We start from the raw sequence: 15,899 nt of genomic DNA, 5'->3' as shown, positions 1-15,899 counted from the left end.
GCTCAGTGCCCGGCGAGCTGGCGGTACGTGTCCAGGATGATGCGCGCGTGGTTCGTCCACGAGTAGCCTTGCCCGCGTGCGATGCGCTGGCTCCGGGCCGCGTCGGATTCCGGTGACTCCAGGACGCGGTGCACCGCCTCCGTCCACGCCGCGGCGTTTCCCACCGGGGCGTAGCTGACGACATCCCCGCCCACCTCGCGCAGCACCGGGATGTCGCTCGCCACCACGGGCGTGCCGCAGGCCAGGGCCTCGATGACGGGCAGCCCGAAACCCTCGGACTCGCTCGTCACCAGCACCGCCTTCGCCTTCCGGTACAACCCCGCCAGCGTCGCCCGGTCGAGCTTCGCCGGCTGCAGCAGCGCCTCGCCGATGCCGAGCCGCGCCACCTGGGCCACCTGGGCCTCGTTCAGCGCCGCGCCCTGCTGCACCAGTCGCAGCTCTGGATGCCGGCGGCGCAGCGCCGCGAACACCTCGAAGAGCACGTCCATGCGCTTGCGCGGAATCCCGCTGCCCACGTGCAGCACGTAGGGCCGGCCACCCAGGGGGCGCAGCACCTCGTCGCTCGTGTCTCCCGGCACCGGCTCGGGCCTGTACTCCTCCGAGACTCCCAGCGGTGCGTGCACCAGCCGCTCGGCGGGCACCACACCGTGACGCAGCAGCTCCTCGCGCACCGCGCCCGTGCTGTGGAACACCACGGCGGCCCGTTGCAGCCCCTTCAGCGTGGTCCAGGCCATCGCCTTGAACCATGCGGGCCTCCGCTCCCTCCACGGCTCGAGGATGCTGCGGAAGGCATCCAGGTCATGGCAGTACACGCCCACGCGGCCGGGCGGGAGCGCGTGCACGAGCTGGGCGTACGTGTGGTCCACCACGTGCCAGGCATCCTGTCCCCGCGAGCGCAGGGCCGCCCGGGCCGGGTACGCGAGGAAGCGCGTGAGCACCCGGTCCACGTTGAGCGCTTCCCGCCTGTCCCGCAGCACCGGGAGCTTCCGCGCCAGGGGCAACAGCTTCGGCCGCATCGACGTCACGTACACCGCTTGCGCCAGGGGACCATGGAACTGCTCGTGCAGCGCCTCGCCCGCGAGGTCCATGCTCGGCCAACCTTCATCGAGCGGATCCATCAGCAACGCCAGACGCAGAGGGCTCTCGGTGCGGCTCATGTGTCCTCCACCACGCGCGCGGGCGCTCGGTCCAGCAGCACCTCCAGCGTATGCGTGAGTGAGAAATTCTCCGTATAGAAATCGGCGCCCCGCTGGCCCAGGGCGGGCCAGGTGTCCGGCGCGGACAGCAGGGCCTCGGCCGTTTCCCTGATGGAGGCGCTCGTCGGTTCGGGGGCCAGCGCGAGCGCGCCCGAGCCGTGCCACAGGGGCTCGGTGGCGGAGCCGGCGTTGGACACCAGCGGTACGCCCAGCCCCAGCCCCGCCATGGCGCTGCTGCGGCGCGTGCTCAGCCCATCGGGAAAGGGCTGCAGGAGCACGTCGCAGGCCTTCAGCGTGGCGGCGAGCTCGTCCCCGGGCAGCCCTCCCAGCGCGTGCACGCGTCCGGCGAGCTCCGGGTAGCGGCCGGTGAGTCGCTCGGCGAAGCGCGTGCTGCCCCGGCCCGTCAGCACCGCCAGCCGGCGCGTGTCCCGCCGCAGTAGCCCGGGCAGTGCCTCCTCCAGCATCGTCACGAGGGGCTCACCGTACGTCCCCAGGTGGCCGAGCAGCACGGCGTCCGGGCTCGTCCGCAGCGAGGCCCGGGCGCTCTCCACCCTGTCCGGAGACGGTCGCGTGGAGAGGTTGCTCGGCACGGGCAGCCACTCGATGGGCACCCGGCGCGGTGGCTGAGGGAGGCGCTCCTTCCACCACGGCGTGGAGACGAAGAGCCGGTCCGTCCGGGCCATCACGAGCGCCGCCATCACCCGCGTGACGGCCCCCAGCACGTTGTGGCGCCAGGGCCGGTCCCAGCCCCAGGGGAAGCTGACCTCGTGGAAGAACGTCCACACCTCGTCTCCCCACCGCCTGGCGAGCCACAGCGCGAAGGGGACGTTCATCGCCCGGTAACCAAAGGCATGGGGCACGTACTGCACCAGCAGCCGCTTCGGGCCGGGAAGCCTCGCCAGCTCGCGCTCCAGCCGCAGCAGGCCTCGCGGGCCGAAGCCCTCGGGGAGCCGGTGCACGGTGATGCCCTCGGGAGGCGGGGTGTCCTGGCGCTCACCCGGCGCCCAGACGTGGACGGCGCAGCCCGCCCGCGCGAGCCCCTCGGACACCTGCCACGTGTGGTCGCTCACCCCGCCGGGTTGGGGCGGGTACTCGCCGGTGAGCAGGTGCCAGGAGACGCCGTGCGCGTCCTCTCGCCGCCCGCTCATTCCCTCCCTCCCAGCACCCGCGTGTAGACGTCCCTGACCTGTGAGGCGTAGCGCTCGCGGGTGAAGCGCACGAGCACCGAGCGGCGGGCCTCCCCGCCCAGCCGCGCGCGCAGCTCCGGCTCGCGGACGAGCCGCGCCATCGCCTCCGTGAGGCCCTCCACGTCCCCGGGCGAGAAGGCCAGCGCGTCGTGCCCGGGCCGGACGAGCTCCGCGGCCCCTCCGGCCGAGGACACCACCACCGCCCGGGCGCAGGACATGGCCTCGACGATGGTCATCCCGAACGGCTCCGGCCGGGTGCTGGCGTGCACCACGCCGTCGAGCGCCCGGTAGATGGCGGAGGGCTCGGCCTGGAAGGGGATGAGGCCCACGTGGCCCTCCAGGCCCAGCGCGTGCGCGGTGGCGCGCAGCTCCGCCTCGGAGTACTGCGAGCCGGGCGTGCGGTACACGGGGCTGCCCACCACGTAGAAGCGCACCGCGTGCGCGGGGAGCCGGGCCCGCAGCCGCGCCGCGGCCTGGAGGAACACCTCCTGGCCCTTCCAGCGCGCGTACGTGGCCACCAGCCCGAGTCGCACCGTGCCCTCGGGCGCCGGGGGCAGGCCCGCGAGCGTATCGAGCCTCCCCCCTTCAGCCGGGCCGGGCGCGAAGCGCTCCGTGTCCACGCCGTTGTGCACCGGGTGCACCGGGACGGGGCCGAGCACGCGCCGGGCGTCCTCCGCCACCGCCGCCGAGTTGGCGATGGCCGCCGCCGCGCGCGTTCCGGCCACCCGCAGCACCCGCCGCAGCAGGGGCCGCTCACCGAGGAAGTCATGGATGTGCCAGACCACCGGGGCTCCGGGGGCGCAGAGCGCGGCGAGCAGGTGCGTCTTCAGGCCATTGGAGTGGACGAGGGTGGGGCGGAGCTGCCGGAGCGCGCGTTGCAGGGAGAGCAGGTGGCCCGCCGCGGCCGGGGTGGCCCGGGCCAGGGAGGCGCCGAAGCGCAGGAAGCGGTCCGCTCCCGCCCCCCGGAGCTGCGAGTCCCCGAGCGCGGCGAGCTCGGAAGGCAGGGGCAGGGCGAGCGTCTCCACGCCCAGCGCTCGCGCCTGCTCCGTCAACGGTCCCTCCGCTCCGGCGATGAGCCCGAGCCAGGGGGCGTCGGAAGCACGGCGCAGACAATCCATCAGGTCCAGGAGCGTCCGCTCCGCACCGCCCACCACCCCCACGGGACTGAGGAAGAGCAACCGCACCGGGCGGACGCCACCAGAGTGGACCGGTCAGGTCAAGGCGCGGATGAGGCCATTCCGGGGGGTCGGGGCGCTCGGTTGACTGTCGGGCGCTCGGGGGTCCCCGCGGACCCTGACATGTCTCGACCGTTCCCGGGCGGGGTGATGGCAGTATAGGAGGCGCTCATGAGTCGAACGCGCCGGTACCTCCGTGGAATGGGGGTGGGTTACGCCCACCAGCTGCTGTCCATGGGGGTGGGGCTCTACCTGACCCGCTTCCTGCTCGAGCGCCTGGGCTCGGAGCAGTATGGCCTCTGGATTGTCGGCATGCAGCTGCTGGGCTGGCTGCTGCTGCTGGATGTCGGCGTGGTGGCGCTCGTGCCCCGGGAGATCGCCATCTCCACCGGCCGCGCGGACGACCCGGAGGCCACCTCGCGGCTGGTGGGCTTCTCCGCGCGGCTGGCGCTGATGCAGACGGTGCTCGTCGGGGTGGCGGCGCTCGTCCTCTGGCTGCTGTTGCCCTCCGACTGGGACGCGCTGCGTCCGGCGCTGGGGCCCACGCTGCTGGCCTTCGTGCTGCAATACCCGTTGCGCCTGCTGCCGGCGCTGTTGGAGGGATTGCAGGACCTGGCCTGGCAGTCGGGCGCCCAGATGGTGGCCTTCCTCCTGGGCAATGCCACCACCGTGGGACTGGTGCTGCTGGGCCATGGCCTGGTGGCGCTCGCCTGGGGGTGGATCGTCCAGCAGGGAGTGGTGGCGGTGCTGGCCGGCTGGCGCCTGTGGCGGCACCACCGGCACCTGTTGCCGAGGCGGCTGCCGGTGCTCGCCTGGTCCGAGGTGGTCCACTGGCTGCGCCGGGGCGCGTGGATCAGCGTCGACAAGCTGGCCACCCTGCTGGTGAGTGGCACGGACCTGCTGCTGGTGGGCAAGCTGCTGGGGCCCGAAGCCACCGTCGCCTACGCGTGCACGGGCAAGGCGGTGAGCATCCTCATCCACCAGCCGCGCATGCTCGTGAACACGGCGCTGCCCGGCCTGAGCCAGATGCGCACCGGGGAGTCTCGCGAGCGCCTGCTGCATGTCACCACCGGCCTCACCCAGGCCACGCTGCTCGTCAGCGGACTGCTCGCCACGGGCGTGGTGGCCGCCAATGGTGCCTTCGTCGGCTGGTGGGTGGGCGCGGACAAACACCTGGGGCTCGCCGTCACGGTGCTGTTCGCCCTCAACATGACGCTGCGCCACCTGGCCAACGCCACCGCGCTGGCCACGTTCTGCTTCGGAGACGAGCGCCGCATCGCGCTCACCACGCTCGTGGATGGCTCGCTGGCCTTCGTGCTGGGCGCGGTGGGCCTGAAGCTCTTCGGCTTCATCGGCGCGCCGCTCGGCACGCTCGCGGGCCTGGTGCTGGTGAGCCTCCCCGGCCACCTGCGCGCGCTGGCGCGCCACTCGGGCACCTCGGTGGGACAGCTCCTGCGGCCGCTCGCGCCCTGGGGCCTGCGCACCGGGGCCCTGATGGTGCTCGGCGCCGCGGCGGCCCTCTTCTGGTCTCCCGACCACTTCCCGGGCCTGGTCGCGCTGTCCGCAGCCGCCGCGCTGCTGTACCTCGTCGTGGTGGGCCCCGTGGCCTTCCGCGGGCCGCTGGAGGCCTACGTACGGCCCCGGTGGAACGCGGTGCTCGCGCGCATGCCGGCGCGTTGGGTGGCCCGAGCGGGCTCGAAGCCCTCGGGAAGCCCATGAGCCACGGTGCGCGCATCCTCTTCGTCACGCGGCACCGCGCCGTGGTGGGAGGCGTCGAGACGCACCTGCGCACGCTGCTGCCGCTCCTCCAGTCCCGTGGCTTCTCCCCCGGGCTCCTCTTCGAGCACGACGCCACCCCGGGCCAGGCCCGCATCGACGAGGGGCTCGGCATTCCCGTGTGGAGCCTCGCCGCGCTCGGACGCCAGGGGGTGCTCGACGCCGTGGCGGTGTGGAGGCCCGCGCGCGTGTACCAGCACGGCGTGCAGGACCTGGACCTGGAGGAGGCGTTGCTGGAGCGCTACCCGGCGCTGCTCTTCCTCCACGCCTACTACGGCACCTGCATCAGCGGGATGAAGCGCCACGCCTTTCCGCGGCCCGTGCCGTGCCAGCGGGTGCTCGGTCCCGGGTGTCTCGTGCACTACCTCCCGCGCCGCTGCGGCGGACGCAGCCCCCTCACCGCGGTGCGCGAGTACCACTACCAGCAGCGCCGTCTGGCCCTGGCCCGGCGCTATGGCACCGTGCTGGTGGGCAGCCGGGCGATGCGCGAGGAGTACCTCCGGCACGGGCTCTCCGAGTCCCAGGTGGTGCGCCTGACGCTCTTCGGTGACAGCCTGCCGGACGCGGAGCCTCCCGCGCCCCGTCCCTTCTCCGGACAGGTGTTGATGGTGGGGCGGCTCACGGAGCTGAAGGGTGGGGTGGAGCTGGTGCGTGCCCTGCCCCGGGCCCGCGCGGCGCTGGGGCGTGAGCTGGAGCTGGTGGTGGCGGGAGACGGGCCGGAGCTTCCGCGCATGCGAGCGGAGGCGGAGTCCCGGCGCGTGCTGGTGCGCTTCACGGGATGGGTGGACCGGGCCGAGCGGGAGCGGTTGATGCGTCAGGCGGACCTGCTCGCGGTGCCCAGCGTCTGGCCCGAGCCGTTCGGGGTCGTGGGAGCGGAGGCGGGCGGGGTGGGTCTGCCCTCGGTGGCCTTCGCGGTGGGGGGCATTCCCGACTGGTGCGAGCCGGGCGTGTCCGGCGAGCTCGCCCCGGGAGAGCCGCCCACTCCCGAGGGACTCGCCGACGCCATCGTCCGGGCGCTCGCCGATGCGGACCACCATGCCCGGCTGCGTGAGGGCGCCTGGCGCATGTCCCGGCACTTCAGCACCGACACCCACCTGGACGCCCTGTGTGCGCTTCTCGGTGCGCCCGCGCGGTGACGAGCGGCTCTGTCGACTGTTGAAACTCTTCCGCGCTCATTCGTTCTCCAGTGGTGTGGTTCCGGGTGCGCGGGTGTTCGAGATGAGCAATCCGTCAGACGGGGGGGCAGGCTTCCTCCCGGATGCATTCCCTGCTCGCCGCGCTCCACCGCAATGCTCTCGTCGCCCGGGAGCGGCTCTCCCTGCTGAGGGAGGGGGGGCAACGGGTGGCGTACGCGGGCGGCCATGGCTGGCGGAACCTCGGAGATGATGCCCTCTTCGAGGCCGCGCAGCGGGTGCTCGAGGGGGTCCACCTCGTGTCCTTCCGCTACCCTCGACACGAGGAGCGCTTCGCTCACCTGGGCCTCTCGGGCCGGCCCTTCTTCCAGCGGTTCGTCCTGGGTGGAGGGACATTCATCAACCCCTACGGGCTGGGCACGGTGCGCGCGGCCCTCCGGCAGGGACTTCCCGCGTGGACGCTTGGCACCGGGGTGGGCAGCGCCGGCTTCAACATGAGCCGGAAGCCGGACCTGGCGGAGTGGCGTGCGCTGCTGCGGGACTTCCAGGCGGTGGGGGTGCGGGGGCCCCGCTCCAAGGCCCTGCTCGAGGACCTGGGCGTCTCCCATGCGGAAGTGATTGGAGATCTGGCGCTGGTGCTGGCGCGCGAGGCGCCGGTGCGGCCCCTGGAGCCGCGTCGGTTCGCCGTCAATCTGGTCCTCCCGCCACGGCAGGAGCGCGAGGGCTTCGCCTACGAGCGGCTGGAGGGACTGGAGCGCGCCATCCGTCACTTCATGGCGCGGAAGTGGGAGCCCCTCTTCGTGGCCATGCATGAGCATGACGTCGAGGCGCTGTACCGCCTGAAGGTCGCGGTGGGGCGGGCGGAGGACCTCACGCACAGTCCGCGGACCGCCGAGGAGTACATGGAGCTCGTCGGCCCGTGCACGCTGACGTTCGCCACGCGCCTGCACGCGGCCGTGCTCTCGTGTTGCGCCGGCACACCGACCCTCTCCCTGGGCTACCGGGAGAAGTGCCTCGACTTCATGTCCTCGCTGGGACTGGATGCGTGGCATGTGGACCTGTCGGTGCCCGAGGAGGACATCTTCGAGCGGGCCCTGGAACTGGCCGAGGTGGCCGACGGTCTTCGCGCCCCCATCCTGGCGCGGGCCCAGGCGTGGCAGCGGAGGCTCCACGACTACGCGCGGAACCTGCTGGCGAGCTCCTCCTGGTGCGAGCCCTCCTCGGGTGAGGGGAGCCAGGTCCATGGCGTGCGTGACGGCATCAGGGATCGCACTGGGACATAGGCCTCCGGTTTCACTTCTCACCGGTGAGAAGTGGATTCGACCCGCCCAGTTTCACTTCTCACCGGTGAGAAGTGGATTTGACCCACCCGGTTTCACTTCTCACCGGTGAGAAGTGCATTTGAAATGCCACTTTTCACTTCTCACCGGTGAGAAGTGGATTCGATGGGTGCGGCTCGCAGTCCCAGAGCGCGGATGACTCGTCTGGATTGAAGACCGCCTCGGCCTGCCAGCGCCTCGTAAGTGTGCGAATCCACGAGCCATCAGCCCTGGCCTGGACGTTGCTCATGGCGAGGCCGGCCGCGATCTCCGCGGTCCGCTCCACACATCGAGGGGGCAATATGACTGACACGAACGCAAGCAACACCCTGCCCGAGCTGACGCTCGAACAGGTGACGAACTCCATCCGCTCCTACCTGACCCAGGGCAATGCCGGGCAATACAGCATCGGCAAGCTCTACAACTACACGGTGGCCAACCAGCTGGCGGAGAAGGAGGGCTTCGGCACTGCTCAGAATTACTTCAGCCAGAACTTCAAGGAGTTGTCGCAGGCGACCCTGAGCCGCTACGGCGCCGTGGCTCGGGCGTTCACCGAGGACGCATGCAAGAAGCACGGCGTGATGAAGTTGACCACGCTGAGCAGCTACGCGAAGGCCGCGGAGCTCGACTTCGCTCCCAGCGAGCTGGACGACATGCCCATCGACATTCCCGAGGAGGGCGGTGCGGTGAGCCAGAAGCCCTTCACCGAGTGCAGCCTGGATGAGCTGAAGAATGCCGTGAAGAACAAGCGCAAGCCGCTCAAGCCATCCATGCCCCAGCCGGACGTGGCCCGTGTCGACTTCGTGCGCGAGAGCTTCTCGCGGCACTTCGCCCAGGGCGCCCGTGTGCAACTCAAGACGAGCGTCCAGGGCGGCAAGACGCTCGTCACCATCCAGGGCGTGCCGCTGGATGACCTGGAGCGGCTCGCGGAGGCGCTCCTGGACAGCCTCTCACCCAAGCTCGTGCGCACGGCGGGGTGAGCCGGAGTCCATCGGCGGATGATGTAGCACCGTCAGGCCGGTACAGCGGCCCGCCTGCCCGGCTCGAATCGGATGGGCAGGCGGGCCGGGCCGTGCACGTGGATGGCCTTGCGCGGCTCCCATGGCGCGTCACTCGCGAGCTGGAAGCCCTTCACCCGTTCCAGGAACGCGGAGAGGGCGATCCGGGCCTCCAGGCGCGAGAGCGGTGCTCCGATGCAGAAGTGGATGCCGTGCCCGAACGCGATGTGCGGGTTGGGATCGCGCGTGATGTCGAACCGGTGCGCATCGGAGAACTTCCGCGGATCCCGGTTCGCCGAGCCGATCATCGGCATCACCATCTTCCCGGCGGGAATCTCCTGGCCGTGCAGTTGGACGTCGTGCCTCGTCACGCGCCACATCGCCTGGACCGGTGAGCGGTAGCGCAGGACCTCCTCGATCGCCGAGGGCAGCAGGTCGGGCGTTGCCGCCAGACGGGCAAGCTGGTCCGGGTTTTCGATGAGGCACAAAATCGCGTTGCTGATGAGGTTCGTGGTCGTCTCGTGGCCTGCCACGAGGAGGAGCTGGAAGAAGCCCAGCAGTTCCTCCTCCGTCAGCCGCTCGCCGTCCACCTCGGCCTCGATGAGCCGGGTCAGCAGGTCGTCCTTTGGCGACACCCGTCGTTGCTCGACCAGGCCCCGCAGGTAGACCTTCATCTCATCCGTCACGGCCCTGAACTCACCCTGCACCCGGGCTGCCTCCTCACCGCCCGCGGTGGTGTGGCTGAGGGCCAGGATGACATCGCTCCAGTGCCTGAACCGCGGCTGGTCCTCGACGGGGGCACCGAGCATCTCGGCGATCACCATCAGGGGGAGGGGGACGGAGAAGTCCGTGACCAGGTCCATCTCTCCCCGCTCGAGCGCCGGGGCCAGGAGCGCGTGCGACAGCTCCCGGATGCGGGGCTCGAGGCTCGCCACGGCCCGCGAGGTGAAAGCCCGCATGATGAGGGCGCGCAGCTGGGTGTGGCGCGGCGGGTCGGAAAAGATGAGCCACTGAGAAGTCTGCGAGCTCGGCGGCGCCACGATGGAGCTGAACGCCTCATGATCATGGAGCACGCGCTTCACGCCCTCGTAATCGAAGATCATCCATGAATCGGAGCGTGGCTCGTGAAGCAGGGGAGAGCGGCTCCGGAGCTGGTCGTACTCGGGATAGGGATTGCGGCGTGTCTCGTCGGAGAGAAGGTTCATCATCGCTCACGACCTCCATGGCCCTGGATCGAGGGGCATGAAGAGACGGTACAGTCCCGGGTCCATGGACCGCTTGAACGAATCGCGGATCGGTGCCGTGCTCACGGACACGTTCGCGGTGAGAGCCTCGGTGGGGACGGCCTCGTCTCTTCACGCGCAGCACGGAGTGGGACTGCTCGTCGGACTGGACAGCGACGTGACGGTGACTGAGACGGACGGCGCACGGGTGAGCGGGCGCGTGGTCGTGGTGCCTCCCCACCTGCCGCACGCCGCCAGCTGTCCCGGGCCTACTCTCGGGTTCCTCTACGACCCGGAGCGGGCCTCACACGTCGCGGTCTACTCGCGCCTGCGTGGCGGGGCATTTCCGCTCGAAGGTCGCCTTGCCTCGCGGTTCGGAGCGGCCGTGGCCGCGCACCGCGCGTCCCTGTCCCGCCCCGAGAGCCTCGACGGCCTCGCGCGCGAGTACGCGGCCTGGCTCGCGAAGGAGTCACCACGCCGCGAACCCGACGGACGTGTCGCCCGTGTCCTCGAGGCCTTGCGCGATCCAGCCGTCGATCGGCGTCCCGTCGTCGCGCGCGTCGGCATCTCCCAGGCGCACCTGCAGGCGCTGTTCGTTCGCGACGTGGGGCTGCCCATCCGCACCTTCCAACTCTGGCACCGGCTCCTCGTCGCGGTGGGGGCGTCCGCGCGGCTCGATGCGACGAACGCCGCACACTTCGCCGGGTTCGCCGACCTCGCGCACTTCTCGAGGACCTGTCGCCGCATGCTCGGCTACTCCCCCACCGCGCTGAGCGGAGGGCTCCTTCAGACGTAGACGTGTTCTGGATGCTTCGGAACTTCCCACGCGGGAAGTCTCCGGCCTTCTGTGTAGTCTCCGGGGCATGCGTCCCATCTCCCCGACACTCCTGGCACTGGTGTGTGGTGCCGCCACCCTCCTGGGCTGCAAATCCCACGAGGAGCCGCCACCTCCGCCGCCTCCCGCGGATCCGCTCCATGTCCCTTCACCGGACTGGAGGGATCAAATCCTCTACTTCGTGATGACCGACCGTTTCGCCAACGGCGACCCGGACAATGACAACCAGGGGGCGGGCGAGTTCGATCCGGCCAATGGGGCGAAGTACAGCGGCGGGGACCTGAAGGGCGTCCTCGACCGGCTCGACTACATCCAGGGGCTGGGGGCCACGGCCATCTGGATCACCCCGCCGGTGGCCAACCAGTGGTGGGATCCGCTCGTCAACTACGGCGGCTATCACGGCTACTGGGCGCGGAGCTTCAACCAGGTGGATCCCCACCTGGGCACGCTGGAGGACTACCAGCGGCTGTCCCGAGGCCTCCACGCGCGCGGCATGTACCTGGTGCAGGACATCGTCCTCAACCACATGGCCAACTGCTTCCGTTACACGAGCTACGACCCCTCGGACGTGACGGCCCACGTGGTGCTCAACACGGGCGCCAGGCCGGCGTGTGGCCCCATCCAGGCGCCGTTCGACCAGTGGGACCCCACCAACGCCGCGCACCGTCAGGCCAACATCTTCCATTGGACGCCCACCATCGCGGACTACGGCAACCGCGAGCAGGAGGCGAACTGGCAGCTCTCCGACCTGGACGACCTGAACACGGACAACCCGGCGGTCGTCGCGGCCCTCAAGGACAGCTACAACTTCTGGATCCGCGAGGTGGGCGTGGATGGCTTCCGCGTGGACACCGTCTTCTACGTGCCCTCGTCCACCTTCAAGGACTTCCTCTACTCCCAGGACAAGGAACACCCGGGCGTCATCGAGCACGCGCGGAGTCTGGGCAAGGAGGGCTTCCTCGCGTTCGGAGAGGGGTTCGCCGTCGACAAGCCCTTCGATGACGCCGCGTCCAGGAAGGTGGCCTCGTACATGAAGAATCCGGCCACGGGTGAGGACCTGTTGCCGGGCATGCTCGACTTCCCGCTGTACGGCACGATGGGGGATGTCTTCGCCCGGGGACGTCCCACGTCGCAGCTGGCGTACCGGATGGCGCGTTCGCGGGAGCTGTTCGCGCGGCCGCACCTGATGCCCACCTTCCTGGACAACCATGACGTGGACCGCTTCCTGGCGGGAGGCTCGGAGGCCGCGCTGCGCCAGGCGCTGCTGTTCATGATGACCGTGCCCGGCATCCCGGTCCTCTACTACGGCACCGAGCAGGGCTTCACCGAGCAGCGTGGCGCCATGTTCCAGCGGGGCTACGGCTCGGGCGGGAAGGACCGCTTCGATACCTCCGCGCCGCTGTATGGCCTCATCCGGGAGCTGACGTCCCTGCGCAAGTCCCAGGCCGTCTTCCGTCGGGGCACGCCCACCGTGCTGCGGCAGAACGACGCTCGCGGCGGGGTGTTCGCGTACAAGATGGAGGGCGAGGGGCAGGTGGCCTTCGTCGTCTTCAACACCTCGGACGAGGAGACGCTGCTGGACAACCTGGGGACGGGGCTGGCCGATGGCAGCGAGCTGAAGCTGCTCGCGAGCCTCGGGCCCGCGGCCGGAGACGCCGCCGTGGGACGTGGCGGGAAGCTCTCCCTGAAGCTGCCCGCGCGCGCGGCCCGGGTCTTCATGCCCACCGGCAAGGTGACGCCGCCGCCCGCGGAGACCGCCCGCATCACCCTGGCCGCGTCCAGCGGCGACACGGTGAGCGGAGACTTCGAGCTGTCCGGCACCGCCACCGGTGTGTCCACCTTCAAGGTGGTGGTGGATGGAGCGCTGGGGTCGGCGAGCACGGTGACGGTCGGGGGTGGTGGCACCTGGCGGACCACCGTCAGCGTCGCCGGCATGGTGGACCCGGACATCCAGCACTCTCTGGTGGCCTGGGCCGAGGACGCCCAGGTCTTCTCCGAGACGCGCACCTTCCGCGTCAACCGTTCCTTCTCGCCCCTGCTCACCCATGAGGATCCGGCGGGCGACGACATCGGCCCGGGGGGCAACTACCATTACCCCACCGACTCCTCCTGGGGAGACAACCACCAGGGAGACCTGCGCCGCGTCACCCTGTTGGGCTCGGGCAACGTCCTGAAGATCGCCCTCCAGACGAACCGCGTCACCACCATCTGGAATCCGCAGAACGGCTTCGACCACGTGGCCTTCACCGTCTTCGTCGACGTGCCCGGGCGCACCGGCATCACGGTGATGCCGCAGCAGAACGCCTCCGTGCCCGCGGGGATGGAGTGGGATTACCGCGCCCGCGTTCACGGCTGGTCCAACGCCCTGTTCGACACGCGTGGCGCCTCGGCCACCGTGGAAGGCACCCCGGTCTCTCCCGCCGCCGCCATCGAGGTGGACATGGCCGGAAACACCGTCACCCTCACGCTGTCGGGGGAGCTGTTCAGCGGCCTGACGAACCTGAAGGGCGTGAAGGTGTACGTCACCACCTGGGACTACGACGGAGGCTACCGGCCGCTGGTCCCCACCGCCGAACAGTGGAAGTTCTGGGGCGGCGATGGGGCCACGGACCCGCTGGTGTTGGACGACACGCCCGTGCTCGCCATTCCCTGAGCACGGGCGCCGTGCTCAAGGCGTGCCGATGGTGCCCGCCGGCCTGCCGTACTCGGAGGCTCCGATGTCCGGAGCGGAGCCCGTGAACGGCAGGCCCACGTTCACTCCCCGATCCACGACGTTCGAGCTGGCGCTCGAGGCCTCGAAGTAGGGGAAGGGCATCGCCCCCGTGCGAGCGAGCTGGGCGGTGCCCAGGATGTTCCCCGCCTGGGTGGTGGTCGCGGGCAGGTTCACCGGCGCGGCCTTGTGCAGGTTGTTCGTGTAGGCCACGGAGGAGGGCGCCGTCCCGTTGTTGTTCTCCGTGAACACGAACATCTTCATCGCGGAGCCGGACTCGAAGATGTTGTTGCGGATGTCGATCGCGCCGCTGCCCTGGGAGCTGGGGCGGCGGAACTCGAAGAGGGCCGGGGCACCCGAGCTGATCACCGTGTTGTTGTAGAACTTGAAGTTCTCGACCCGCGTGGTGAACACGAACATGGCGGGGCTGAACGAGGCCAGGTTGAACACGTTGTTGCTCACCCGGATGTTCTTGAGGACGGGGCCCTGGTTGGAGGGGCCGCCGTTGTTGTACTCGCCCATCACGTTCCAGGGGTTGGCGTTGCCGGTCAGGTCGAAGGAGTTGCTGTCGACGATGATGTTGCTGTTGGCCAGCTCCACGAGGCCGGACTTCACCGTCTTGATGCGGTTGTGGTGCACGTAGAAGCTGTAGGGGTTCTGGTCGATCGCCGCGTTGTATTCGAGTGACAGTGCCGCGTTGAGGTCGCAGTTGGCGATCTCCACGCCGTCCGCGCCGATGCTCCAGAACTCGAAGGCGATGTTGGCGGCCGTGTAGTTGGCCCAGGGCGCGCTGTCCTTGCCGCGCTGCACGATGTTGAGGATTCTGGAGCTTCGCAGCTCATCCTGCTTCCGGGCGGTGTCCTCCCAGGAGCGGAAGGCCTTGATGGCGTAGCCGGAGCCCTTGAAGTAGCCCTCGGGGCGCGTCGGGTTGGTTAGGTGCTCGATGCGCCCGTCCTGGATGAGGAGCCCTTCGTGCGTGCCGCGCAGGGTGATGTTGCCCCACGAGGAGCCCGTGTCCTCCTTCGAGGACTCCGCGATGAGGAAGTTGGAGATTTGGAGGTCCTTCACCTCGGCGTAGCCCGCGCTCTCGCTGAGGATGCCGGCCCAGGTGTAGTCCTTGATCTTCACGTGGTGGATCTTCACGTGGTTGCGGTTGACGAGCTTGATGCCCGAGGACGCCAGGTTCTGGCCTTCCATCGAGAAGTAGGCGAGCTCCTGCGGAGAGTCGACGGACACGTAGCGGTCGAACGGGCCGTAGGTCTTGCCGTCCTCGTGCACGAAGGCGGGGATCTTCTCGCCGCTGGGGTGCGGCACGCGGGACTCGAGCTGGATGAGCCCGTTGGCGTTCCAGTCGAAGCGGCCACCGCGGATGACGGTGAACTCCTGGCCCGCGCCAATGAGGTTGACCCGCTCCTTCAGGCGGATCTGCGCGGTCTCGTCGAAGGTTCCGGCGCCCACCTGGATGGTGTGGCCCCCGTTGGCGGGCACCACCTCCGCGGCCTTGGCGATGGTGCGGTAGGGCCTGGCCTGCGAGCCGTCTCCCGTCGAGTCGTTCCCGCTCAGGCTCACGTAGTAGGTGCGGGCACCCGGGATGGGCTCTGGATTGGCGCCCACCGAGTAGAGGGCCAGGCCCATCAGGTGCGGGTCACCGGCGGAGGCACTCAAGTCCAGGTTGAGGGCGCCATCGGAGACCTGGACGGTGTAGGGGCCGTACTTCTTCCATTCGGCCTTCTGCAGCGCGCCCAGCCCCTGGGCCACCTGCTGGCCCTCCAGGGAGAGGGTGAGCGAGCGATACTGACTCTGGTAGTTCTCGAGAATGTAGAGATAGACGTTGTAGCGGGCGGAGGGCAGCGTCTGCGCGAGCTTCAAGGTACCGCTCTGCCAGATGCCGCTGTTGAGCATCGCCCCCGTCGCGGAGTCCACCTGGGGAGAGGCGGTGTAGCTCGACTGGGCTTCCATGTAGCCGGAAGGAATGCTCAGGCCCTGCGTCTTCGCCTCCGCGAAGGAGCTGAATGTCCTTCCCTCGACGGTGACCGCGCTCCCGGCGAGGTTGATGGCCTTGTAGAAGGACTCCGTCTGGGCCTGGGCTTGGGTGCTGGGGCTCTCCGTCTCGCTCACCCCCACGTCGGCGGGAACATCACAAGCGGACAAGACTCCTGCGAAGGCCATGAGTGCGGCGATTTTTCTCATTGTATTCGACCCCGAAAGGGCTCCCTCTCATCAAGTGGGTTTTTCTCTCGTTCCGAGCTGTTCCTGTTCTGCTTCGACGCGTGGGGTAGCACGCGAAGCGTGACTGGAAGATGACTGACAGGAATCAGGGGAACGGGGAGAGGGGAGCCGCCCTTCG

The 15,899-nt window shown here is 69.7% G+C and carries 11 protein-coding genes; 6 read left to right on the top strand and 5 right to left on the bottom strand.

Annotated features, from left to right (window positions below; all coding sequences use genetic code 11):
• Positions 1–2: 2 nt before the first annotated feature.
• From JRI60_RS44155 to JRI60_RS44145, 3 genes are read right to left on the bottom strand one after another with little or no spacing between them, the layout of a single operon-like run.
• Positions 3–1,157 carry a glycosyltransferase family 4 protein gene (locus JRI60_RS44155; protein WP_239470080.1) on the bottom strand — a complete coding sequence of 385 codons (1,155 nt, stop codon included), beginning with the start codon at positions 1,155–1,157 and terminating at the stop codon, positions 3–5.
• Positions 1,154–2,344, bottom strand: coding sequence for a glycosyltransferase family 4 protein (locus JRI60_RS44150; protein ID WP_204222071.1), 1,191 nt, complete (start codon positions 2,342–2,344; stop codon positions 1,154–1,156). Before JRI60_RS44150 ends, JRI60_RS44155 begins: the two co-directional genes overlap by 4 nt.
• Positions 2,341–3,567 carry a glycosyltransferase family 4 protein gene (locus JRI60_RS44145; protein WP_204222070.1) on the bottom strand — a complete coding sequence of 409 codons (1,227 nt, stop codon included), beginning with the start codon at positions 3,565–3,567 and terminating at the stop codon, positions 2,341–2,343. Before JRI60_RS44145 ends, JRI60_RS44150 begins: the two co-directional genes overlap by 4 nt.
• A gap of 162 nt (positions 3,568–3,729) precedes the next feature.
• Between JRI60_RS44145 and JRI60_RS44140 the strand changes: the two genes are divergently transcribed.
• From JRI60_RS44140 to JRI60_RS44125, 4 genes are all read left to right on the top strand, one after another.
• On the top strand, positions 3,730–5,277 hold the full coding sequence (locus JRI60_RS44140; protein WP_204222069.1) for a lipopolysaccharide biosynthesis protein: 1,548 nt from the start codon (positions 3,730–3,732) through the stop codon (positions 5,275–5,277).
• Positions 5,274–6,470, top strand: a complete 1,197-nt coding sequence (locus tag JRI60_RS44135; RefSeq protein WP_204222068.1) for a glycosyltransferase family 4 protein — start codon at positions 5,274–5,276, stop codon at positions 6,468–6,470. Before JRI60_RS44140 ends, JRI60_RS44135 begins: the two co-directional genes overlap by 4 nt.
• A gap of 122 nt (positions 6,471–6,592) precedes the next feature.
• Complete coding sequence (locus JRI60_RS44130) at positions 6,593–7,750, top strand: polysaccharide pyruvyl transferase family protein (RefSeq protein WP_204222067.1); 1,158 nt, start codon at positions 6,593–6,595, stop codon at positions 7,748–7,750.
• 338 nt (positions 7,751–8,088) lie between these two features.
• The gene (locus JRI60_RS44125) at positions 8,089–8,766 is read left to right on the top strand and encodes a hypothetical protein (protein WP_204222066.1); all 678 of its coding nucleotides are present in this window, start codon (positions 8,089–8,091) and stop codon (positions 8,764–8,766) included.
• 32 nt (positions 8,767–8,798) lie between these two features.
• On the opposite strand, the gene JRI60_RS44120 is transcribed toward JRI60_RS44125, so the two are convergent.
• A complete protein-coding gene (locus tag JRI60_RS44120; protein ID WP_239470079.1) occupies positions 8,799–9,992 on the bottom strand; it encodes a cytochrome P450 in 1,194 nt (397 codons plus the stop codon).
• 61 nt (positions 9,993–10,053) lie between these two features.
• On the opposite strand from JRI60_RS44120, the gene JRI60_RS44115 reads away from it, so the two are divergent.
• A complete protein-coding gene (locus JRI60_RS44115) occupies positions 10,054–10,803 on the top strand; it encodes an AraC family transcriptional regulator (RefSeq protein ID WP_204222065.1) in 750 nt (249 codons plus the stop codon).
• 67 nt (positions 10,804–10,870) lie between these two features.
• Positions 10,871–13,495, top strand: a complete 2,625-nt coding sequence (locus JRI60_RS44110; protein WP_204222064.1) for an alpha-amylase family glycosyl hydrolase — start codon at positions 10,871–10,873, stop codon at positions 13,493–13,495.
• A gap of 15 nt (positions 13,496–13,510) precedes the next feature.
• On the opposite strand, the gene JRI60_RS44105 is transcribed toward JRI60_RS44110, so the two are convergent.
• Complete coding sequence (locus tag JRI60_RS44105; RefSeq protein ID WP_204222063.1) at positions 13,511–15,721, bottom strand: DUF1565 domain-containing protein; 2,211 nt, start codon at positions 15,719–15,721, stop codon at positions 13,511–13,513.
• Positions 15,722–15,899 lie beyond the last annotated feature (178 nt).

The sequence above is a fragment of the Archangium violaceum genome, assembly GCF_016887565.1.
In the GTDB taxonomy this organism is placed as follows: domain Bacteria; phylum Myxococcota; class Myxococcia; order Myxococcales; family Myxococcaceae; genus Archangium; species Archangium violaceum_B.
The sequence above is the reverse complement of the archived record's forward strand: the minus strand, read 5'-3'. Positions and strand labels throughout refer to the sequence as shown.